Annotated in this window: 21 protein-coding genes and 1 pseudogene; 20 read left to right on the top strand and 2 right to left on the bottom strand. The window is 71.6% G+C overall.

Annotated elements, in window-relative coordinates:
• Positions 1-64: 64 nt before the first annotated feature.
• The 9 genes from FQY64_RS08630 to FQY64_RS08670 all read left to right on the top strand — a co-directional run bounded on the left by FQY64_RS08630 (position 65) and on the right by FQY64_RS08670 (position 8772).
• Positions 65-2494 carry an HAD family hydrolase gene (locus FQY64_RS08630; protein ID WP_146473862.1) on the top strand — a complete coding sequence of 810 codons (2430 nt, stop codon included), beginning with the start codon at positions 65-67 and terminating at the stop codon, positions 2492-2494.
• A gap of 2 nt (positions 2495-2496) precedes the next feature.
• The gene (locus FQY64_RS08635) at positions 2497-3612 is read left to right on the top strand and encodes a hypothetical protein (protein WP_146473863.1); all 1116 of its coding nucleotides are present in this window, start codon (positions 2497-2499) and stop codon (positions 3610-3612) included.
• Positions 3609-4574 (top strand): methyltransferase domain-containing protein, encoded by a 966-nt coding sequence (locus FQY64_RS08640; RefSeq protein ID WP_146473864.1) that lies wholly within the window; start codon positions 3609-3611, stop codon positions 4572-4574. Before FQY64_RS08635 ends, FQY64_RS08640 begins: the two co-directional genes overlap by 4 nt.
• Positions 4575-4761: 187 nt before the next feature.
• Complete coding sequence (locus tag FQY64_RS08645) at positions 4762-5637, top strand: flagellin N-terminal helical domain-containing protein (RefSeq protein WP_146473865.1); 876 nt, start codon at positions 4762-4764, stop codon at positions 5635-5637.
• 88 nt (positions 5638-5725) lie between these two features.
• Positions 5726-6064 (top strand): flagellar protein FlaG, encoded by a 339-nt coding sequence (locus tag FQY64_RS08650; protein ID WP_146473866.1) that lies wholly within the window; start codon positions 5726-5728, stop codon positions 6062-6064.
• A 104-nt stretch (positions 6065-6168) separates the two neighbouring features.
• On the top strand, positions 6169-7509 hold the full coding sequence (gene fliD / locus FQY64_RS08655; RefSeq protein WP_146473867.1) for a flagellar filament capping protein FliD: 1341 nt from the start codon (positions 6169-6171) through the stop codon (positions 7507-7509).
• Positions 7510-7521: 12 nt separating this feature from the next.
• Positions 7522-7929, top strand: coding sequence for a flagellar export chaperone FliS (fliS, locus tag FQY64_RS08660; protein ID WP_146473868.1), 408 nt, complete (start codon positions 7522-7524; stop codon positions 7927-7929).
• Positions 7922-8206: a hypothetical protein gene (locus tag FQY64_RS08665; protein WP_146473869.1), complete on the top strand. Its 285-nt coding sequence runs from the start codon at positions 7922-7924 to the stop codon at positions 8204-8206. Before fliS ends, FQY64_RS08665 begins: the two co-directional genes overlap by 8 nt.
• Positions 8203-8772 carry a PilZ domain-containing protein gene (locus FQY64_RS08670; RefSeq protein WP_146473870.1) on the top strand — a complete coding sequence of 190 codons (570 nt, stop codon included), beginning with the start codon at positions 8203-8205 and terminating at the stop codon, positions 8770-8772. Before FQY64_RS08665 ends, FQY64_RS08670 begins: the two co-directional genes overlap by 4 nt.
• A 73-nt stretch (positions 8773-8845) precedes the next feature.
• On the opposite strand, the gene FQY64_RS08675 is transcribed toward FQY64_RS08670, so the two are convergent.
• Positions 8846-10270, bottom strand: a complete 1425-nt coding sequence (locus FQY64_RS08675; RefSeq protein ID WP_146473871.1) for an XVIPCD domain-containing protein — start codon at positions 10268-10270, stop codon at positions 8846-8848.
• A gap of 3 nt (positions 10271-10273) precedes the next feature.
• Positions 10274-10957 carry a hypothetical protein gene (locus FQY64_RS08680; protein WP_146473872.1) on the bottom strand — a complete coding sequence of 228 codons (684 nt, stop codon included), beginning with the start codon at positions 10955-10957 and terminating at the stop codon, positions 10274-10276.
• Between the two features lie 218 nt (positions 10958-11175).
• Here FQY64_RS08680 and FQY64_RS08685 point away from each other — a divergent pair, with 218 nt between their 5' ends.
• From FQY64_RS08685 to FQY64_RS08740, 11 genes and pseudogenes are all read left to right on the top strand, one after another.
• The gene (locus tag FQY64_RS08685; protein WP_146473873.1) at positions 11176-11832 is read left to right on the top strand and encodes a response regulator; all 657 of its coding nucleotides are present in this window, start codon (positions 11176-11178) and stop codon (positions 11830-11832) included.
• 108 nt (positions 11833-11940) lie between these two features.
• Positions 11941-13332 carry an RNA polymerase factor sigma-54 gene (gene rpoN / locus FQY64_RS08690; protein ID WP_146473874.1) on the top strand — a complete coding sequence of 464 codons (1392 nt, stop codon included), beginning with the start codon at positions 11941-11943 and terminating at the stop codon, positions 13330-13332.
• Between the two features lie 17 nt (positions 13333-13349).
• On the top strand, positions 13350-13730 hold the full coding sequence (locus FQY64_RS08695; RefSeq protein WP_146473875.1) for a response regulator: 381 nt from the start codon (positions 13350-13352) through the stop codon (positions 13728-13730).
• Positions 13727-15178, top strand: coding sequence for a sigma-54 dependent transcriptional regulator (locus FQY64_RS08700; RefSeq protein WP_146473876.1), 1452 nt, complete (start codon positions 13727-13729; stop codon positions 15176-15178). Before FQY64_RS08695 ends, FQY64_RS08700 begins: the two co-directional genes overlap by 4 nt.
• 1183 nt (positions 15179-16361) lie before the next feature.
• Positions 16362-16718 carry a flagellar hook-basal body complex protein FliE gene (gene fliE / locus FQY64_RS08710; RefSeq protein ID WP_146473878.1) on the top strand — a complete coding sequence of 119 codons (357 nt, stop codon included), beginning with the start codon at positions 16362-16364 and terminating at the stop codon, positions 16716-16718.
• Positions 16719-16732: 14 nt separating this feature from the next.
• On the top strand, positions 16733-18373 hold the full coding sequence (gene fliF, locus FQY64_RS08715; protein ID WP_186760903.1) for a flagellar basal-body MS-ring/collar protein FliF: 1641 nt from the start codon (positions 16733-16735) through the stop codon (positions 18371-18373).
• A complete protein-coding gene (fliG, locus tag FQY64_RS08720) occupies positions 18366-19373 on the top strand; it encodes a flagellar motor switch protein FliG (RefSeq protein WP_146473880.1) in 1008 nt (335 codons plus the stop codon). The genes fliF and fliG overlap by 8 nt, the downstream gene beginning before the upstream one ends.
• Positions 19370-19963, top strand: coding sequence for a FliH/SctL family protein (locus FQY64_RS08725; protein WP_146473881.1), 594 nt, complete (start codon positions 19370-19372; stop codon positions 19961-19963). Before fliG ends, FQY64_RS08725 begins: the two co-directional genes overlap by 4 nt.
• Positions 19960-21318 carry a FliI/YscN family ATPase gene (locus tag FQY64_RS08730; protein ID WP_146473882.1) on the top strand — a complete coding sequence of 453 codons (1359 nt, stop codon included), beginning with the start codon at positions 19960-19962 and terminating at the stop codon, positions 21316-21318. Before FQY64_RS08725 ends, FQY64_RS08730 begins: the two co-directional genes overlap by 4 nt.
• The gene (gene fliJ, locus FQY64_RS08735) at positions 21315-21758 is read left to right on the top strand and encodes a flagellar export protein FliJ (protein WP_146473883.1); all 444 of its coding nucleotides are present in this window, start codon (positions 21315-21317) and stop codon (positions 21756-21758) included. Before FQY64_RS08730 ends, fliJ begins: the two co-directional genes overlap by 4 nt.
• Positions 21755-21943: pseudogene (locus FQY64_RS08740) on the top strand (hypothetical protein); the annotation flags it as partial. The gene fliJ and the pseudogene FQY64_RS08740, both read left to right, overlap by 4 nt.

Genomic DNA, 21943 nt, shown 5'->3' on the forward strand with positions numbered 1-21943 from the left:
GCCGACGGAAAGCCGGCGGCACGGGTCTTGCCTCTGGCAGGCACCCCTGGCCTGCCGGACCGCCATGCTCGCCACTCCGATCGAGACGCCCGCCGCTTCGGACGAGACCCTCCGCCCCGCCGAGCTGGGCGGACTGCTGGAACGCTTCCCGCGGCTGAAGCTGCTCTCGCTGGACTGCTTCGACACCATCCTGTGGCGGCACGTCGCGCATCCGATCGACGTGTTCTACGACCTGCAGTCGCATCCCCGCTTCGCCGATTCCGGGCTCGACGGCCGCAACCGCCGTCGCGCCGAGCAACTGGCGCGCGAAATCGCGCAGGTCCGGCGGGGACAGTCGGAGGTCACGCTGGCGGAGATCTACCGCGCCGCCCTGCCCTCGCTGGCGGACGAGGCGTGCGCGGCGATGCAGGAGGCCGAGCTGGAGGCGGAGATTCGCGCCTGCTACGCGCATCCGCAGGCCGTGCGGCTGCTGCGCGATGCGCAGGCACGCGGCATCCCGGTGATGATCGTCAGCGACACCTACCTCGGCGAGGACCAATTGCGGCGCCTGCTCGCCGCGCGGCTGCCGGCGGACGCGTTCGCCGCGATCCGCCGCATCGTGGTGTCGTCGGCCCACGGCATGTCCAAGGCCGGTGGCCTGTTCCCGCGCCTGCGCCAGCGCTACGACCTCCCGGTGCGGCAGATGCTGCACGTGGGCGACAACCCGGTCGCCGACCTGCGCGCGCCGCGCGAGGCCGGCATCCCGGCGCTGCATCTGCAGCACGTGCCGGACGCGGTGGTGCGCCAACGCAACTACCAGACCGCCGCGATGCAACTGCTCGCGCCCGACGTGCGCAACCGCCGTCCGCTGTTCGCGCCCTATCACGGCGTCCAGGCCGCGACGGTAGGCGACGCCGATATCGCGCGCACGCTCGGACATACCAGTCTCGGCCCGATGCTGCACGCGTTCGCCGACTGGCTGCTCGCGCACAAGCGGCGCGTCGAGGCGGAAGGCCGGCCGGTGAAGCTGGCCTTCCTGCTGCGCGACGGCTTCCTGCCCTGGCGCGCATGCGAAACGCTGGCCGGCCACGCCGTCGGCAAGCCGGTGTACCTGTCGCGATTCGCGGCCTTCGCCGCCTCGTTCCGCAGCGTCGAGGACATCGACCGCTACCTGGCGCTGTTCCTCGGCTCGCGGCGGTTTCCGGCGATGCTGCGCCAACTGCAGCTCGACGGCGAGCTGGGCGAGCGCATCCTCGACAAGGTGCGATCCGCGCCGCAACCGGTGCAGGAATTCGCGCGCCAGTTGCATCGCCCGGAGATCGTGCGCCGCATCGTCGAGCGTTCCGCGGCCTACCGCGCCCGCCTGCGCCGCTACCTGGAACGCCAGCTCGGGTTGGCCGAGGGCGACACGCTGGCGTTCGTCGACCTGGGCTACGTGGGCACCGCCCAACGCGTGCTGGGGCCGGTCATGCGCGAGGAGTGGAACGTCGACCTGCACGGCTGGTACTTCATGTGCACGCCGGAGGCCGGCGGCGACGGCCGGCGGCTGGGCATGATCGACGCCACGCGCTACGACGCCGGCGCGATCGACGCCCTGCTGCCGTTCGTGTCCCTGCTGGAGAACCTCTGCACCGCACCGGGCGGCTCGGTCGAGGACTACACCGAAAGCGGCGAGCCGCTGTTCGCGGAAAGCCGCATCGACGCGGCCCAGAACGCGCGCGTGGAGGCGATCCAGCGCCACGCGCTCGCATTCGTGGAAGCCGCGCGCACCCACTTCGACGCACTGGACAACCCGCCGCACACCGACATGCTCCGCGACGCCGCGCTCGCCGAGTTCGGTCGCATGGCGTATTTCCCGAGCCCGGACGAGCTGACGCATTACGGGACGTTCGCGCTCGAGCTGAACCTCGGCACCGACCGCACTCTGCGCCTGCAGGATGCCGGCCGCAGTCTTGCCGACCTGCGCCGCCACGGCATCTTCTACACCATGCAGCACGGCGGCGACGAGCGGATCAACACGCCGCACGAACTGCGCGCCGCCGGGCTCGAACTGGGTCTGGCGATGTTCTCCACCTACCGCTTCGGCCTCGGCTTCGTGCGGGGGGACTGGAGCCTGCGGGAGCAGCCGTTCACCGTGTTGATGCTGCACGGCGAGCGCGCCACGCGGCGGCGCATCGCCGCGCGCTATACCTACGACGGCTGCTACCGGCTGGTCGTGCCGCTGGGCGACGGCCGCTTCGACGTCGGCCTGATGCCCGCCGACGAGCAGCGGATGCTGCAGATCGTCGACGCGCGCGTGGTCGAGGTGGCTGGCCTCGGCGACGGCGAGCGGTCCGCGGAGGCCGTCGACGTCAGCGGCCACCTCGTGCTGGACGGCCTGGAACATCTCGGCGACGGCGTCCTGCGCCGAAGCGCGCCGACCTCGCTGATCCTGCTTCCCGGCGGCACCGTCAGCGGCAGCGCCCGGCTTGCACTCGATCTGGTCGTGCGGCCGCTGGATCTCGGCGAGGGTTGAGCGTGGGCGCTCCGTCCTTCTCGCGCGTGGTGGTGACCGGCGATCTGCTGCGGCCGTTCTTCGTCGGCGCCCGCGTCGAGAGCGCGACGTGGAAGAACGTCCGCTGGCTGCACGGCATGTTGGAAGCTCCGCTGCGCGCGAGCGGGCTGACCGCGCGGATGCTGGCGTGGGACGAGCGCGGCGCGCCGGAGACGACCGCCTTCTTCGATACGCCGTCGCTGTACGACGCGCTCGGGCTGGATCTCGATCTCGCCTCGTGGGCGGCGCTGTGCGCCGACGGCCGCACCCCGCAGGCGCTGGTCGAGATGCTGGCGCCGCAGGTCGAGGATGCGCTGGTGATCGGCTACGAGCTGCCGCCGCCGCTGATCGCCGCGCTCGAACGGCTGGGTCGGCCGGTCGTGGACCTCATCCTGCACCCCGTGCGGTTCATGCCGGATCTGATCTTCGCGCTGCGCACCAATGTGCCCGCGTGGGACGCGTGGCTGCGGGCGCGGCGGCTCGACGAGGCGGCGATCGCGGAACGCGCCGGACATATCCGCGCGAAGGCCGCGTGGATGGCGGCCCCCATGCCGTTGCCGCCAGGCACCGCGCTGGTGCTGGGCCAGGTCGCCAGCGACCGCGCGATGATCCAGGCCGACGGCGGCTTCGCATCGCTCGAGCGCCACTGCGCCTTCCTGCACGAGCTGTGCTGCCGGCATCCGCGCGTGCTGTTCCGCCCCCACCCTTATGCCGCGCCGGACGATCCCTGCGAACGCGCGATCGCGCGTCTTCCCGCCATCCGCCGCACCGACGCCAACTTCTACCATCTGCTGGCGCAGCCGGAGCTGACGACGGTGGTCGCGCTGAACTCCAGCGGACTGATCGAAGCGCGCCACTTCGGCCGCGAGTCGATCAACCTGATGCCGTGGCTGTACGACTTCGATGCCTGCGCGCCCGCCGCCGACGGGCGCACCGGCACGCCGGTGCCGCTGTCCTCGGCGTGGGCGACCGCGGCGTTCTGGCGCGGCCTGCTGCAGGACGACGCGCAGGCCTCGCCCGCGCCCCTGCCCGACCACACCCTGCGCCGGGCGATGAACGCCGACTGGGGCTACGGCTTCATCGAGAGGATCTGCGCATGAACCTGCACACCCGAACGCCGGGGCCGGACCCGGTCGAATGCGCGCTCGCGGCGATGAGCCAGGGCGACACCGAGCGCGCCGCCGCGATCGTGCGCGCGGCGTTGGACGACGATCCGCTGGACACGCGGCTGCATGTGGTGCATGCCACCCTCGCCGCGTACTCCGGCGACGGCCGCGCCGCCCTCGAGCATCTCTGGCGCGGGCTCGCCGCCGAGCCCGGCCATGCATTCTGCCGGCAGGAGTTCGGCGAACTGCTGGTTCCGGTGCGGACCGATCCGGGCACGGTGGCGAAGAACTTCGAGTTCGACAGCGGCGAGCGCCAGACCGCGGCCGAGGTGGAGGCGATCCGCGCCGATCACCGCGAGCGCTACGCCTTCGCCGCGCGCTGGCTGCGCGCGCATCTCGGCGAGCTGCGGGTGCGCACCGGCATCGACGCCTTCGCCGGCAACGGGTACGGCAGCCGCATGCTGGCCGATCTGTGCGGCGCGCGCATGGTCGGGATCGACGGTTCCGCAGGCGCGGTCGAGCATGCGGAGCGCTGCTTCGGCGACCATCGCGTGGTATTCGTGCATGCGGTGTATCCGTTCGCGCTTCGCGCCGGCATGTTCGACTTCGCCGTGTGCTTCGAATCGATCGAACACGTCGACGATCCGCTCGGCCTGCTGGAGCAGCTGCGCGGCGCCGCCAGCGGACCGATCGTGGTGTCGGTGCCGAACGAACGCGCATTGCCGTTCGCTACGTTCGGCGCGCGCTTCGAGCATCACGTGCGGCATTTCCGCATGACGCAACTGCAGGCGCTGATGTCGGCCGCCGGCTGGCCGCGGATGCGCGCCGCGTACGGCCAGGACGTGTACGCGATCGAGCACGGAGACATCGCCGGCCTGCTTCCCGAACACCGGATGCGTCTGCATGCCGTGCGGGAGGACAGCCAGTTCCTCGTGTGCGCCTTCGACACCGCCTGAACGGGGCGGGCACTCCCTCGCGATGGAGCCTGCGGGCGGCCGGCGGCCGCCCGCCTCCTATCACAACCCTAAAGGTCGGGCCAGCCGTTCCGATAACGGGGTCAGCAGCGGCACGGCCTGGTGCCGGCGCTGCGGAACCAGGCCACCTACGGCTACCTGACCGAACTCGCAAGGGGAGTACCCGACAATGCAAGTCATCAACACCAACGTGATGTCGCTGAACGCCCAGCGCAACCTGGCGTCCAACAACGTCAACCTGGCCACCTCGATCCAGCGCCTGTCCTCGGGCCTGCGCGTGAACAGCGCCAAGGACGACGCCGCCGGTCTGGCCATCGCCGAGCGCATGAACGCCCAGGTCCGCGGCATGAACGTCGCGATCCGCAACGCCAACGACGCCATCTCGCTGGCGCAGACCGCCGAAGGCGCGCTGGGCAAGATCGGCGACGCCCTGCAGCGCATGCGCGAGCTGGCGGTGCAGTCGGCCAACGCCACCAACAGCTCGAGCGACCGCACCAGCCTGGACGCCGAGTTCGCCCAGTTGCAGAGCGAAATCACCCGTCTGGTGGACGGCACCACGTTCAACGGCACCGCGCTGTTCACCGGGTCGAGCGCTTTCTCGTTCCAGGTCGGCGCCGGCACCACCAGCAACGATACCGTCAGCGTCACGCGCAACCAGCTCTCCGGCGGCACGGCGGCGGCCAGCGGAAGCCTGACCGCCTCCAGCGCCACCGACGTCGTGATCGCGACGGTGACCTCGAACTCCGACATCGCCGCCAGTGCCACCGCCGCGCAGAACGCGATCGAGGACATCGATATCGCCCTCGACAAGATCAACAGCGAGCGCGCGAACTACGGTGCGGCGCAGAACCGCTTCCAGTCGATCATCAGCAACCTGCAGATCTCGGCCGAGAACGTCACCGCCGCCCGCAGCCGCATCATGGACGCCGACTTCGCGAAGGAGACCGCCGAGCTGACCCGCACGCAGATCCTGGCCCAGGCCGGTACCGCGATGCTGGCGCAGGCCAACCAGGTGCCGCAGAGCGTGCTCGGCCTGCTGCGCTAAGCAGCGCCCGACCGTCTCGGCGACAAGCTGGCGCAACCCCGGGAGGGCCGCTCGCGCGGCCCTCCCTGGCCCATGAGGGCCCCGCGCCATGACCGTCCTGCCGCCTCTCGTCCCTTCCGTCCACGCTCCATCCGCACCGTCGCCCGCGGCTTCGCCGGCCGCGCCCCGACAGACGCCGGCCGCGCCCGCCGCCCGGGCGGAGCCCCCGTCGCACGCCCCCGCGCAACTGCAGGCCGAGCTGGACCGCTTCCTGCAGGACAGCCGCACCAGTCTGCGATTCCGCATCGATCGCGACACCGACCGCGTGGTCGTCACCGTGCTCGATGCCCACGGCCAGCCGATCCTGCAGATCCCCAGCGAAACCGCGCTCCGCATCGCGCGTTCGCTCGCGGCCACCGGCCGCGGGCTGCTCGACGACGAGGCCTGACGTCAGCCGCACCGGCCCCGCCGGCTCAAGTCGGCACCGCTGCCGGCCGATAACCCGGGCAACCCGTCCGCCGCAGGCAGGATCGGCGACTCTCCGGAGGACACATGGCTCTCACCCTGTCCGGTGCCGGTTCCGGCATCGACATCAACGGCCTGGTGCAGCAGCTCGTCGCCGCCGAGCGGATGCCGGCCGACCAGCGCCTGAAGCGCATCGAGAACGAAACCCGCGCGCAGATCTCGGCGATCGGTTCGCTGCGCTCGGCGCTCGGCGGCCTCGAGTCGGCGCTGAAGAGGCTGGACGGCACCGGCATGGCGCTGGGCCGCAAGGCCAGCGTCGCCGAGGGCGCCGGGTTCGGCGCCACCGCCAGCGGCAGCGCGGCGCTCGGCAGCTACCAGATCGAGGTCGAACGCCTCGCCAGCACGCAGAAGTGGCAGTCGGCGGCGGTCGCACTCAACGGCGACGGCAGCCGGCCGCAGGTCGGCTACGGCACCCTCACCATCACGCTCGGCGATGCCGATCCGGTGGCGGTGACGATCGACAGCGGCGCCGGCACGCTGGCGGACATCCGCGACGCGATCAACGACCAGGCCGGCGATCTCGGCGTGAGCGCCACGCTGGTGCGCGGCGACAGCGGCGAGGTGCTGGTGCTGAGCTCCAACCGCGTCGGCGCCGACAGCGCGATCGCCGTCAGTGCGAGCGGCGGCGACGGCGGGCTGGCGATGTTCGACACCGCCACCGGCACGATGACCGAGAAGACGCCCGCGCAGGACGGCATCGTCCGCGTCGACGGCATCACGCGCACCGTCGCAGGCAACACCGTCGCCGACCTCATCGACGGCGTGACGCTGCAACTTTCGCAAGCCAAGCCGGGCGAGACGTTCCGGCTGGACGTCGCCAGCGACCCGGCCAGTCTGCGCGGCGTGGTGGACGAGTTCGTCAAGGCCTACAACGCCGCCATCACCCAGTTGCGCACGCAGACCGCGCCCGGCACCGAGAGCAGCAGCGCCGGCGCGCTGCGTGGCGACAGCGCGGCGCGCGGCATCATGCAGGCGCTGCGCACGGCGGTGGGCACCCACTACGCCGCGGCCAGCGCGCTGGGGCTCAAGACCGCGACCGACGGCACGCTCACCGTGGACGGCAGCGCGTTCGATGCCGCCGTGCAGGCCGACCCTTCCGCGGTCTCGCGCCTGCTCGCCGATGCGGACGGATTGGGCGCGGCGATCCTCGGCCAGCTCAAGACCTACATCGGCACCGACGGTCTGTTCGAGGACCGCACGGAGAACCTCAACGAACGGCTCGAACGTCTCGGCAAGGACCGCGAGGCGCTCGACCGCCGCATGGGTTCGCTCGAAGCGCGCCTGCGCGCGCAGTACACCGCGATGGACACCTTCATCGCCCAGCTCAACGCCACCAGCCAGTTCCTGGTGCAGCGCCTCTCGCAGTAACGGATCCCACCCATGTACGGCAAACGCGGCATCCTCGCGCAGTACCGCCAGACCCACTCGGCCGCGGCCGACGACGATCCGCACCGCCTGATCGCGCTGCTGCTCGCCGGCGTGATCGAGCAGGTGCGCGGCGCCGGCGCATGCATCGCGCAGGGCGATGTGCCCGGCAAGCTCGCGGCCATCCGGCGCGCGCTCGACATCCTCGACGGCCTGCGGCTGTCGCTGGACCACCAGGCCGGCGGCGAGATCGCGCGCGGCCTCGACTCGCTCTACGAGTACGCCAGCCTGCGCCTGGTCGAGGCCAACCTGAACGACGACACCGCCAGGCTGCAGGAAGTCGAGAGCCTGCTGGCCGAGATCGAATCCGCCTGGCTCGCCATTCCCCAACAGTTGCAGACGGCGGGAGGTTCCCATGGCTGACTGGAGCACCGGCAGCGCCGAACTGGACGAAGTGGCGCACGCCTGCGCCGACCAGGACTGGCCGCGCGCCCAGGCGCTGCTCGGCGCCTACTGCGCGCGGGCGCAGGATCTGGCCGCGCGCGGCGCGGTCGACGACGACACCCTGCGCGCGATGCTGGAAGCCCAGCAGCGCCTCGCCGCCTGCCTGTACGCCGGCCGCGACGAGGCCGCGCGCGCCCTCGCCCGCCTGCGTCGCAACGACCGCGCGATCGGCGCCTACCGCCAGGACACGGAATGACGCCGGACGCCGCCCGCGCGGAAGTCGAACTGTTCGACGAGGCGATGAGCTGCCGCGACGCGCTGCCGGCGGCATTCGTCTTCGCCGCGCTCGACGAGCGCCGCATCGTGCAGTCGTGCGAGCGCGCCGAGGCGCTGCTGCGCACCATCGCCCAGATCGAGGACGGCACCGGCGAGGACGACGACCGTGCGCACGACCCGGTGATCCAGCGCCTGGAGGCGAAGGTCAACGTGCTGCTGGAGCTGGTCGGCGGCCTGATCGCGCGCGACCTGGCGATGCCGCCGGTGCGCGAGGTGCGCTGGTCGCGCAAAGGCATCGTGCTCGCCCAGGCGGAGGGCGGATCGCTTGGCGAACACGGCCTGCTGCGTCTGCAGCCGGCCGCCTGGCTGCCGCAACTGCTCGAATTGCCGGCGCGCGTGATCGCGGTCGAGCCCGGCGCCGAACGCCGCCTGTGGCTGCGCGTGGAGCCCCTGCCCGACCCGCTCGAAGCCGCCCTCGAGCGCCACCTGTTCCGCGTGCACCGGCGCGCCATCGCCCGCCGCAACCAGCAGAAGGCGCGCGGGTAACCACGCTTTTCCGTGGACCAGCCGCATCCGCCGCGCGCCAGTCCCGCCGACAAGCCGCTCCGCCCGCCTACCTTCAAGCCGGCCGGCGCACCGGCGCGCCGAACGCAGACGCCTCCTGCCGCATGTCCGGCCCGCGCATGTCCTGTGCCTTCCATACCGTATCGAGCAGCGCGACCTGCCGGACTGTCTCATCAAGCGGTCGGGCCAGCGCCTCATCGGTTCCGAAGCGGGCGCGATGGTGCGCGGGATCGCGCGGATCACCCTGCACAGCGAAGGCGAACACGCCCGCGCGAAGATCGGGCGTCGCCGCATTCAGCACCACATGGTCCACGCGCGAAAGTCCTTCGTGCCGTGCCGCAAGCCAGGCGCCGTAGGCCAGCTTGCGGCTCGACTCATCGAACGGTCGCCCCAGCGCGGCTTCCAGGCGTCGCGTCGCCTCCAACGACTGCCGCAGCAGCGGATCGTGCAGCCCCCAGCGCTGCAGCTCGCCTTCGCGTACGGCCTCCTCCAGCACGCGGATCAGGCGATCCATCTCGTGCTTCTCGCCGAGGTCCGCACCACGCGCCGCCTTCTCCAGCCTCTGCCCCCATTCCACCGAGCGCGCCGCAACTTCGGGCAGCGACTTCGCCGCACGCCCGAGCAATGGAATCCCATCCAGCGTCTCCCCAATGCCACCTCCAACGATCCCCGCCACGTACTTCGCATGATCGGCGAACCCCTGACGACCGCCCAAACCGGTGATACCGCGCGTCCGGCCCAGATGCGGGCCTGTCTCGTGCGACACCTCGCTGTTGTTCACCAGAAAGCTGACGAACGTATTCCCGTAGGTCTGCCAGCCCGCATCGAATACTGCCTCCGGGTCGAAACCGTGCCGCATCGCCCAAGTGCGATAGCCGCCCGACCGCGCGACGTTCTTCGCGCCCAGCGGATCGAACGCAGCCCCCGGCAGGGCGAACGTCGCCGACGCGAGTTGCGCCATCGACCCGCCGCTGCCGTGGCCGGTCACCTCGATGCGGTAGCCCAGCGGCTGGTACTTCTGAACGACGCGCCGGGTGTAATCGAGCGCCTGCTCGAACTGCACGTGCCAGTCCGGCAGGAACGCCTGCTGCAACTCCCCCAATTGTCGCTCCACGCGCTCGGTCTGAGCCGCAACCCCCAGCTCCTCGAGAATCGACCCGTCCGCCGACAGCGCCAGATTCGGTCCCGACCAGTCGTTCAGCGTGTCGCTGCCGCGGAAGGCGATGACGAGGTGGCGTTTCCTTTCGTCGACGAATGTCATCGCGACGAAACCGCTCGTGGCGTTCCGGTCAATTGCTCTATCGTCGGGGTCGTCCAGAAGTGACCAATCGGCAGGCAGCAACCGTCGTCGGTCACGATCGATGGCCTGCGGGCTTTCGTACGAAGCGCGGCTCAGAATCGCAAGACGCAGTTCATCGCGAAAGTCGTGTGGCCCACCCGCGAGCTGGCGAAGACCTTCCTCGTATGAAATCTCCCTCATGGCTCATCCTCCTCGACCCATGTCGGTGCGGTCGTTGATGTTCACTTCCACCACGCGAGTCTCCGGACGCAACGACTGGCCGAGTTTCCTCACTTCGCGAAGAAGCTCCTGACAGGTGAAGTACTCCTCTCGTGGCGCCCGTTCAGCACGCTTGACCCGACAATTGATCTCCACCGGTGTGGGTTTCGAGTCGTAGAGGACTTGGGCACGCTCCACGCACACGGGATCGCTCCCGCATCTCGACGCGGGGCTCTCCCCGGCAAGCGCACCGCCATCCACGGAGTGCACGTTTGGGGACACGGCATCGTCAGGCCAGCGAGGATGCGCGACGAGCAGTCTTGCTTCCGCAAACCTCCAGCCGCACTCGCCGGGCAGAAACTTGTCCACGCTGAGTAACGCCTCGTAGCGATTGCCATTGCGGCTCACTTCCATCGGCACCCGCCAGGTGAGATTGCTCCACGTATCACGCGTGCGGCATGTTTCGCTCCAGTGCCGGGCCTCGTAGATGGCGAACCACTCCAGCCGCAAATGCGCCGGCGCCTTGCCGTGGATCCGCACGATATGCCGAGGCGCGGGATTGGCCTGCGGCGGTGGCGGTGGGGGTGGCGCGCAGGCGGCCAGAGCGAGAAAAACGGCGGCGGCAATGGGCGCGAAGCGCCCGGAGCGGTTCGATCGTGGTGGGGACATGGTTCCTCTCCCTGGAATGACGGATGCGGCACGGCGTCCGGAGTGCGGAGTATGCCAAGGCGGCCCCGCCTCCCCGCGCGTGGCGGGTGATCCGGGGCGCGGACGGCGGCACGCCCGGTTTCCAGCACGCGTCACGAACCCGCCGTCTGCGGGCGTGCCGCCTTTCCTCGCTTCCCCCCAGCCGCTAGGCTAGGCCGATCACGGGATCCGGAACCCCAGTGCGCGTCCTTCTCGCCGACGATCACACCCTCGTCCGCGCCGGCATCCGCCGGCTGCTGGAATCGTTCGGGGACATCGAGGTGGTCGCCGAGGCCCGCAGCGGGCGGGAAACGCTGGAGCTGGCGCATCTGCACCGCCCCGACGTCGCCGTGCTGGACCTGTCGATGCCCGAGGGCAACGGCCTGGAGACCACCGCGCGCCTGCGCGAGCAGTTGCCCGGCATCGCGGTGGTGATCATGTCCATGCACGCCGACCTCGCCCACGTGCGCGAGGCGCTGGACCGCGGCGCGCGCGGCTTCGTGGTGAAGGACGGCGCGGTCGCCGAGCTGGAACTGGCGCTGCGCGCGGCCATCGCCGGGCAGACGTTCCTGAGCCCGGAAGTGTCCGGCCGCATGGTCAACTCGTTCATGCGCGGCAGCCCGCGCAACGAGCTGGAGTCGCTCTCCCCACGCCAGCGCGAGATCCTGCTGCGCATCGGGCGCGGCGAATCGACCAAGGAGATCGCCGCCGCGCTCGGCATCAGCGTCAAGACGGTGGAGACCCACCGCACGCGCATGATGGAGACGCTCGGCTGCCGGCGCGCGCCCGAACTGCTGAGGCTGGCGATCCGCCACGCCCGGGAGCTGCAGCCCGACGACGGAACGCCGTCGCTGTAAGGGAATCCCCGACAGCCCGTCAGGCGCATCCGACCGCGGGTAGGAAACGCCCCGATTACAACTCCGTCGCATGGCATTCACACTGGCTTCACCCAGAGGGAAGCCGCCATGAAGACGACGCTGAAAGCGCAGATGAGCCAGCAGATTGCGATGACGCCGCAACTGCTGCAGTCCATCCGTCTGCTTCAGCTGGATTCGCTGCGGCTGGAGCAGGAAGTGCGCCGCATGCTCGAGCGCAATCCGCTGCTGGAGCAGGAGGAGGACGAGGAGGACGTCGTCGCCGAGGACACCAATCCGCGCGCGGTGATCGACGAGGACGAACCGGACTACGCCTGGGAGCGCGGCGCGCACGCCGGCGGCGGCGGCGAGGACGAGGATGCGATGGCGCGCGTGGCCGACCGTCCGCATGGCGATTTCCGCGCCGCCCTGCTCGAGCAGTTCGCGCTGGAGTGCCGGGCGCCGTCCGAACTCGCGCTCGCCGCGCTGGTGCTCGATCACACCGACGACAACGGCTACCTGGAAGTGCCGGTGGCCGAACTGGCCGCGCTCGCCCGCGCGCAGGGCCTCGACGCCGACGCGCTGGAGACGGTGCGCCAGCGCGTGATGCGGCTGGAGCCGGCCGGCTGCGGCGCGGCCGATCTTTCCGAATGCCTGCGCGCGCAGCTCGATGGGCGCGACGGCGTGGACCCGCTGGCCCACGCCATCGTCCGCAGCCACCTCGCGCTGCTGGCCGCGCACGACCTGCCCGCCCTCGCCGCCGCGCTCGGCGTGGACCGCGATCGCGCGGCGGCGGCGGTCGATCGGGTGCTGGCGCTCGACCCGCGTCCGGCCAGCGGCTGGGGAGCCGCGGAGGATGCGGTCGTGGTGCCTGATGTGGTGGTGCGCAAGCAGGACGGCCAGTGGCGGGTCTCGCTGAACCCGCGCACGGCCCCGCGCCTGCGCGTGAACGCGGCCCTCGAGCGCCTCATGGGGGAGGCGAACGGGCCCGGCGAGCACGCGGTGATGCGCGAACTGCTGCAGGAGGCGCGCTGGATGGCCCGGGGGGTCGCCATCCGCAACGACACCCTGCTGCGCGCCACCACCGCCATCGTCGAGCGCCAGCACGGCTTCCTCGAACGCGGCGAGGAGGCGATGGTGCCGCTGACGCTGAAGGAGATCGCCGACGCGATCGGCGTGCACGAATCGACCATCTCCCGCGTGTCCACCGGCAAGTACGTGCAGACCCCGCGCGGCACCTTCGAGCTGAAGCACTTCTTCGCCGTGCGCCTGAACGGCGCCGAGGTCGGCGGCAGCGCGGTGCGCGCGATGGTGCGCAAGCTGATCGACCAGGAGAACCCGGCCGCGCCGCTCGGCGACGACGCCATCGCCACGCTGCTGGCGCGCCAGGGCATCCGCATCGCGCGCCGCACGGTCGCCAAGTATCGCGACCAGCTGCGCATCCCGCCCGCCAAGGTGCGTGCGCTCACCGGCAACGGGCGCGGCTACGCGCGCTCAGCCTGAAGGACAAGGACACGACGATGGACAAGGTCACCGTGCTGCTCGTGGACGACCACGAAGGCTTCATCAAGGCCGCGATCCGCCACCTGCGCCGGATCGAGTGGATCGAGATCGTCGGAGAGGCCTACAACGGGCTGGAGGCGATCGCCAAGTCCGAGCAGTTGCGTCCGCAGGCGGTGCTGATGGACCTGGCCATGCCCGAGATGGGCGGCCTGCAGGCCTGCCGACTGATCAAGGCCCAGGACGATCCGCCGTTCGTGGCGATCGCCAGCCATTTCGACGACGCCCAGCACCGCGAGCACGCCGCGCGCGCCGGTGCCGATGCGTTCGTCAGCAAGCTCACCTACGTGCACGACGTGCTGCCGTTGCTCGAAGCCCTGCGTACCGGAGGCCGGTCATGAGCGAATCCCGCGTTCTGGTCATCGACGGCGACGAACTTCGCGCCACCCGCATCGCCGCGTTGCTGGATTTTCTCGACGTCACCCCGCAGATGGTCGGCTGCGCGAGCGAGGTCGACCGCGCCCGCCGCCGGCCCGGCGACTGGCTGGCCATCGTGGTCGGCCGGCTGGACGATGCCGCCGCGTGGAACGAATTCCTGCAGTGGCTGCGCACCGATCCGCTGCACCCGCCGCTGCTGCTGCTGCCCGAGCACCATCTGGACGGCGCGCGCGGGTTCGGCCTGCACGAGTCGCAATGCTGGCGGCTGGACACGCCGGTCAAGCACGCGCAGCTCACCGAGCTGCTGCAGCGCGCCAGCCTCACCCACCTGCAGTCGCGCGCCGAAGCCGCCAATCCGTCCGGCGGCCCGACCGGCCACAGCGCCGCCACCCGCCGGCTGCGGCAGATGATCGACCAGGTGGCGGGCTTCGACACCACCGTGCTGATCCTCGGCGAATCCGGCACCGGCAAGGAGGTGGCCGCGCGCGCGATCCACGACCGCTCGCCGCGCCGCAACGGCCCGTTCGTGGCGATCAATTGCGGCGCGATCCCGCCGGATCTGCTGGAAAGCGAGCTGTTCGGCCACGAAAAGGGCGCCTTCACCGGCGCGCTGTCGGCCCGCAAGGGTCGCTTCGAGATGGCCGAGGGCGGCACCCTGCTGCTCGACGAGATCGGCGACATGTCCCTGCCGATGCAGGTCAAGCTGCTGCGCGTGCTGCAGGAGCGCTGCTTCGAGCGCGTCGGCGGCAACCAGACCATCCAGTGCAACGTGCGGGTGATCGCGGCGACCCATCGCAATCTCGAACAGCGCATCGCCGACGGCCTGTTCCGCGAGGATCTGTTCTATCGCCTCAACGTGTTCCCGATCGAGATGCCGGCGCTGCGCGAGCGCGCCGACGATCTGCCGGAGCTGGTGGAAGCGATCACCGCCCAGCTCGCCCGCAGCGGCCGCGGCCGCGTGCGCATCAGCCCCGAGGCGGTGGCGGTGCTGCAGCGCCATCCGTGGCCGGGCAACGTGCGCGAGCTGGCGAACCTGATCGAGCGGCTGTCCGTGCTGCACCCGGACGGCGTGGTGCGCGTGCAGGATCTGCCGGTGCGCTACCAGGACCGCACGCTGCCGGTGGAAACGCCGGCGCCGGCCGTGCTGCCGGAGCCCACCCATGCCGCGCTGGCGGCGGTTGCGCCGGCGCGCGCGCCGCAACCGGAACCGGCCGACGCGCTGCCGCCGGAAGGCATCGATCTCAAGGATCACCTCGCGCGCATCGAGCAGAACCTGATCCGCGCCGCCCTCGTCCGCGCCGATGGCGTGGTCGCGCACGCCGCCCACTACCTCGGCCTGCGCCGGACCACCCTCGCCGAGAAGCTGCGCAAGTACGGGATGGACCGCGAGTTCGCGACCGACGCGGCGTGAGGGTCGGGAGAGCGGTTCCCCGTCGCCACGCCGCCCCGAGCTCGTCATCCCCACGCAAGCCCGTAGGGCGGGACTTGTCCCGCCATCGCACGCCGCGCCACTGCCGATGCCGCGGACGTCCGTGGGTTCCCGCTTGCGCGGGAACGACGACCGCGACAACCGGCGATCTCCCACGTCGTCATCCCCGCGCAAGCCCGTAGGGCGGGACTTGTCCCGCCATCGCACGCCGCGCCACTGCCGATGCCGCGCGAACGTCCATGGGTTCCCGCTTGCGCGGGAACGACGACCGCGACAACCGGCGATCTCCCACGTCGTCATCCCCGCGCAAGCCCGTAGGGCGGGACTTGTCCCGCCATCGCACGCCGCGCCACTGCCGATGCCGCGGACGTCCATGGGTTCCCGCTTACGCGGGAACGACGACCGCGACAACCGGCGATCCCCCACGTCGTCATCCCCGCGCAAGCGGGGATCCATGGACGCTGGGCGCATCGCGCCACTGCAACCGCTGGCCTGGAACGCCAGGCGACATGTCGGATTTCCGGCGAGACCTGGATGCCGGGTTTCCGACATCGTGACGGCCCCGCGCTGGCGTCAGGCGAGTCCCGACGCGCCTCGTGCCCCCTCACCCCAACCCTCTCCCCCACTGGCGTGGGGGAGAGGGGGGCTAAAGCACCGCTCCCGCGCAGCGCGACGCGGTTCCGACGCGGCTCGTGCCCCCTCACCCCGGCCCTCTCCCCCACTGGCGTGGGGGAGAGGGGGCCGAAACACCGCTCCTGCGCAGCGCGACGCGGTTCCGACGCGGCTCGTGCCCCCTCACCCCAACCCTCTCCCCCACTGGCGTGGGGGAGAGGGGGGCTAAAGCACCGCTCCCGCGCAGCGCGATGCGGTTCCGACGCGGCTCGTGCCCCCTCACCCCGGCCCGACGCGCCTCGTGCCCCCCCCCACCCCAACCCTCTCCCCCACTGGCGTGGGGGAAAGGGGGCTGAAACGTGCTTCCTCGCACTCCCCGCTCCCCGCTCCCCGCTCCCCGCTCCCCGTTCCCCGCTCCCCGCTCCCCGCTCCCCGCTCCCCGCTCCCCGCTCCCCGCTCCCCGATTCCCGATTCCCGATTCCCGATTCCCGCCCCCCGGCGTGGCACAAGTCTTGCCTCTTCCATCACGCCACGTTGATGCGGCCCTGGACCCATGACCGACGCCATCTCCTCCGTGCTCTCGCAGATCCGCGCCCTGCAGGCGCAGGCCAAGGGCGTGGGCGCGGCGCTCGACAAGCCGCTGGGCAATGCGGTGGCCACGCCGCAGGTCGCGGCGGGCGCCGCGCCGGCCAGCTTCGGCCAGGCGCTGCAGCAGGCCCTCGGCCAGGTGAACCAGACCCAGTTGCACGCGCGCGACATGGCGACCGCCTTCGAGCTGGGCGATCCGCGCGCCGACCTGGCGCGGGTGATGGTGGCGCAGCAACAGGCGTCGGTGGCGTTCCGCGCCACCGTCGAAGTCCGCAACCGTCTGGTACAGGCGTACCAGGACGTCATGAACATGCCGCTGTGAGGTGACCGATGGCGATGGGCGGTGCTCTCACGCGTCATCTGCAGGATCTTCCGAGCCTGCGCCAGTTCGTGCTGCTGGTCGGCCTGGCGGGCGCGATCGCCGCGGGCCTGTGGCTGTTCTTCTGGACCCAGCGGCCCGGCTACGTGCCGCTGTTCGCCGAGCTTGCGCCGCGCGATGCGGCCGAAGTCACCGAAGCGCTCGGCGCGGCCGGAATCGAATACAAGCTGGACGACGCCACCGGCGCGGTGAAGGTGCCGGAGGACAAGCTGCACGAAGCGCGCCTGAAGCTGGCCTCGCAGGGCCTGCCGCAGCAGGCCGATCGCGGTTTCGAGCTGATCGCGAAGGATCCCGGCTTCGGCGTCAGCCAGTTCGTCGAGAACGCGCGCTACCAGCACGCGCTGGAAACCGAACTGGCGCGCACCGTGGCCACCCTGCGTCCGGTGCGCTCGGCGCGCGTGCATCTGGCGCTGCCCAAGCCGACCGCGTTCGCGCGCAATCGCGATCAGGCCGGCGCATCGGTGGTGCTGGAGCTGTTCTCGGGACGCACGCTGGACGAGAACCAGATCGCCGCCATCGTCAATCTGGTCAGCTCCAGCATCCCCAACCTGCCGCCGGAGCGCGTCACCGTGGTCGACCAGACCGGCCGCCTGCTCACCCGCCGCGATGGCGAGCAGAGCGCGGCCGACGCGCAGTTCGACCAGGTGCGCCGGATGGAGACCGCCTACGTCGAGCGCGTGCAGCAGTTGCTGGAGCCGATGCTCGGCCCCGGCCGCGTCAGCGCGCAGGTGACGGTGGACATGGATTTCTCGGAAACCGAGGAAGCGCGCGAGGTCTACGGGCCCGATCCGGGCAAGGTGCGCAGCGAGCAGGTCGCCGAGGAGATCACCGGCAGCGCGGCGCCCGCGGCCGCCGGCGTGCCGGGCGCCACCAGCAACACGCCGCCCGGCCCGCCCGCGCCCAGCGCCAATGCGACCGCGGCCGCGCAGGAGCCGGCGCCGGTCGGCAACCGCAACGCCACGCGCAACTACGAGATCGACCGCACCATCAGCCACTCGCGCCGGCCGGCCGGCCGCATCCGCCGCGTCACCGCCGCGGTGCTGGTGGACAACCTGCCGGCCGCCGCGGGCGACGGCAAGAAACCCGCCTCGCGGCCGCTGACGCCGGCGCAGGTCGCCCAGGTGGAAGCGCTGGTGAAGCAGGCGATCGGCTTCGACGCCAACCGCGGCGACGCGGTCACCGTCGCCAACGCGCCGTTCGTGCGCAACGAAACGCCCGAAGGCGGCGAGGAGCCGCCGCTCTGGGAGAACCCGACCGTGCAGCAGCTTCTGCGCCTGGGCGTCGGCGCGCTGGCGGTGCTGGCGCTGGTGTTCGGCGTGCTGCGCCCCACCCTGCGCCAGATCGTGGCGCCGCGCGCCGCCGCCGCCCTGCCGGCGGCCGCGCTGGAGGGCACGCTCGAACCGGCGGCGGCGCTCGCCTCGCCCGACGGCGCGGCGCCGGCCGCGGCGATGCGCGGTCCGGCCCCGGGCACGGCGGGCGCGACCGACGCCGGCCCGACGACGCACGAGGCGCGCCTGCAGCAGGCGCGCAGCGCGGTGGCGCAGGACCCGAAGCGGGTCGCGCAGGTGGTGAAGGCATGGGTGGGCAGCGATGGCTGACGGAATCACGCTCAGCGGCGTGCAGCGCGCCGCGGTCCTGCTGATGTCGCTCGGCGAGAGCGACGCCGCCGAGGTGCTCAAGCATCTCGGCGCCAAGGAAGTGCAGAAGCTCGGCATGGCGATGGCGACGATCGGCAACGTCACCCGCCAGCAGGTCGAGGAGGTGGTCGACGAGTTCGTCGCCTCGCTCGAGGACCAGACCTCGCTCGGCGTCGGCGCCGACGACTACGTGCGCAAGGTGCTGGTGCAGGCGCTCGGCGAGGACAAGGCCGCCAGCCTGATCGACCGCATCCTGTTCGGGCGCAACACCAAGGGCCTGGACACGTTGAAGTGGATGGAGCCGCGCGCGGTCGCCGAGCTGATCCGCAACGAGCACCCGCAGATCATCTCGATCGTGCTGGCCCACCTGGACCCCGACCAGTCCGCGGAGGTGCTGAAGTCGCTGCCCGAGCGCACGCGCGCCGACGTGCTGCTGCGCATCGCCACGCTCGACGGCATCCCGCCGAACGCGCTGCACGAGCTCAACGAGATCATGGAGCGCCAGTTCTCCGGCCAGAACAATCTGAAGTCCTCGAGCGTCGGCGGCGTGAAGCTGGCGGCCAACATCATCAACCAGCTCGACACCAGCACCGAACAGGCGGTGATGGCGCTGATCCGCGACATCGACCAGGACCTGGGCAGCAAGATCCAGGACCTGATGTTCGTGTTCGACGACCTCGGCGAGCTGGACGACCGCGCGATGCAGGCGCTGCTGCGCGAGGTGCCGCAGGACCGCCTCGGCCTTGCGCTGCGCGGCGCCGATCCGCGGGTCAAGGACAAGGTGCTGGCGAACATGTCCCAGCGCGCGGCGCAGATCCTGGTGGAGGACATGGAGGCGCGCGGGCCGGTGCGGCTGTCCGACGTGGAGGCCGCGCAGAAGGAGATCCTCGGCATCGCCCGCAAGCTCGCCGACGAGGGCACGATCGTGCTCGGCCCGTCCGCCAGTGAGGCGTTCGTATGAGCGAGGCGGTGCGCATCGCGCTGTGGCAGCCGCCGGATCTGGCGCCCCCCGAGCCGCCGCCTTCGGCCAAGCCCGGGCCGTCCGTGGCCGAGCTCGAGCGGATCGAGCAGGCCGCGCGCGAGGAAGGCTTCACCCGCGGATACGCCGACGGCCTCGCCCAGGGCCAGGCCGAGGTGCGCCGGCACGTGGCGCAGCTCGCCGGCCTGATCGACAGCTTCGCGCGTCCGCTGGCGCATCTGGACCACGAGGTCGAGCACGCGCTCGGCACGCTGGCGCTGCGCATCGCGCGGGCGCTGGTGGGCGAAGCCTACAAGGCCGATCCGGGCCTGCTGGCCGATCTGGTCGCCGACGCGGTGGCGCTCGCGGGCCAGGGCGTGCGCGCCGCCGAGGTGCGCATGCATCCGGACGACCTGGACGCGATCGAACCCATGCTCGCGCTCGCCGAGATGCCGCTCACCCGGCTCACCGCCGACCCCGGCCTCGCGCGCGGCGACGTGCGCGTGCTGACCGAGGCGCTGCGCGTCGACGCCACCCTCGACACCCGCCTGCAGGCGGTGATGGAACGCATGTCGCGGGAGCGCGGCGCATGAGCGATGCGCTGCGCGAACGCAACGTGCAGCTCGCGCGCAGGCTCCAGGGGCTGCGCGTGGACGCCGGCCAGCGCGGCATGGTGCGCGAGGGCGTGCTCAAGCGCGTGGTCGGGCTCACGCTCGAGGCCACCGGCTGCGAGCTGCCGCTGGGCGCGCCGGCGCGGGTCGAGACCGCCGACGGCGGCTGGGTGGACGCCGAGGTGGTCGGCTTCTCCGGCGAACGCACCTTCCTGATGCCCAGCGCCGAACTGCACGGCCTGCTGCCGAACGCGCGCGTGATCCCGCGCTTCGGACGCGGCGCGGTGGACGTGGGCGAAAGCCTGCTCGGCCGTGTGATCGACGGCGAAGGCGTGCCGCTGGACGGCCGCGGTGCGATCCGCGCCGAGGACAGCGTGGGCCTGGTCGGCGCCAGCATCAACCCGCTCTCGCGCGAGCCGATCATCACCCCGCTCGACGTCGGCGTGCGCGCGATCAACGCCCTGGTGCCGATCGGCCGCGGCCAGCGCGTCGGCCTGTTCGCCGGTTCCGGCGTCGGCAAATCGACGCTGCTGGGCATGATGACCCGCTACACCCGCGCCGACGTGATCGTGGTCGGCCTGATCGGCGAGCGCGGCCGCGAAGTACGCGACTTCGTCGACGTCACCCTCGGCGAGGAAGGTCTGCGTCGCGCGGTGGTGGTGGCCACCCCGGCCGACCGCCCGCCGCTGGCGCGCATCCACGGTGCGCTGCGCGCCACCGCGATCGCCGAGTGGTACCGGGACCAGGGCTTGCATGTCCTGCTGCTGATGGACTCCCTGACCCGCTTCGCCCAGGCGCAACGCGAGATCGGGCTGTCGGTCGGCGAGCCGCCGACCACCCGCGGCTATCCGCCGTCGGTGTTCGCCAAGCTGCCGGCGCTGGTGGAGCGGGCGGGCAACGGCGGCGCCGGTCAGGGTTCGATCACCGCGTTCTACACCGTGCTGACGGAAGGCGACGACCAGCAGGAACCGATCGCCGACGCCGCGCGCGCCATCCTCGACGGCCACATCGTGCTCTCGCGCGCGGTCGCCGAGAGCGGCCTGTATCCGGCGATCGACGTCGAAGCCTCGGTCAGCCGCGTGGTGACCGAGATCACCGACCTGCCCTGGCGCGAGCGCATCCGCAAGCTCAAGCAGCTCGTGTCCGCCTACAACAGCCACCGCGACCTGATCGCGATCGGCGCCTACCAGCGCGGCAGCGACGCGCGCGTGGACGAGGCGCTGGCGCGCTGGCCCGCGATCCTCCAGTTCCTCGGCCAGGACGTGGCGGAAGCCGCGGACCTGGCCTCCAGTCGCGCCGCGCTGGACGCGGTGCTGCAGACGCCGGTGAACGCATGAAGTCGAAGCGACTCGACCCGCTGATCAAGCGCGCCGAAGCGCGCGAAGAGGACGCCGCCCGCGAGCTGGCCGAAAAGGCGCGCCTGCTGGAAGCCAACGAGCAGCGTCTGGCCGAGCTGCGGCGCTACGCCGAGGAATACGCGCCCGCGCCGGCCGGTGCGGCGATCAACCCGGCGCTGCTGGCCAATCGCATGGCCTTCCGCGAGAAGGTCGAACAGGCGGTGGAGCTGCAGAAGAAGGCGGTCGAACGCAGCCGCTCGCAATGCGAGCTGCAGCGCACCCGCCTGCTGCTGGCCAGCCGCGACGCCCAGGTGCTGGAAAAGCTGGCGGCCAGCCACCGCGCCGCCGAACAGCGCGCGCAGGGACGCAAGGAACAGAAGGAACTCGACGACCTCGCCGCGCGCAGCTTCCTCGAACGCACGAAGGGAGAAGGCGCATGAACCCGATCGGCGTCGCCCCGCCGTCCACGCCCGCCGCGCCGCCCGCCGGCGGCGAGGCGTCCGCGGCCGACGGTGCGGCCGGCCTGTTCGCGCAGTTGCTCGCGGCGAGCGCACCGGGCGTCGACCCGCGCGCGCTGCCGCCGGCGACACCGCCGCGCCCGACGCCGGAAGCGCTGTCGCCCGAT

Origin of the sequence: Vulcaniibacterium thermophilum (genome assembly GCF_007923255.1) — a bacterium.
Lineage (GTDB): Bacteria > Pseudomonadota > Gammaproteobacteria > Xanthomonadales > Xanthomonadaceae > Lysobacter_F > Lysobacter_F thermophilum.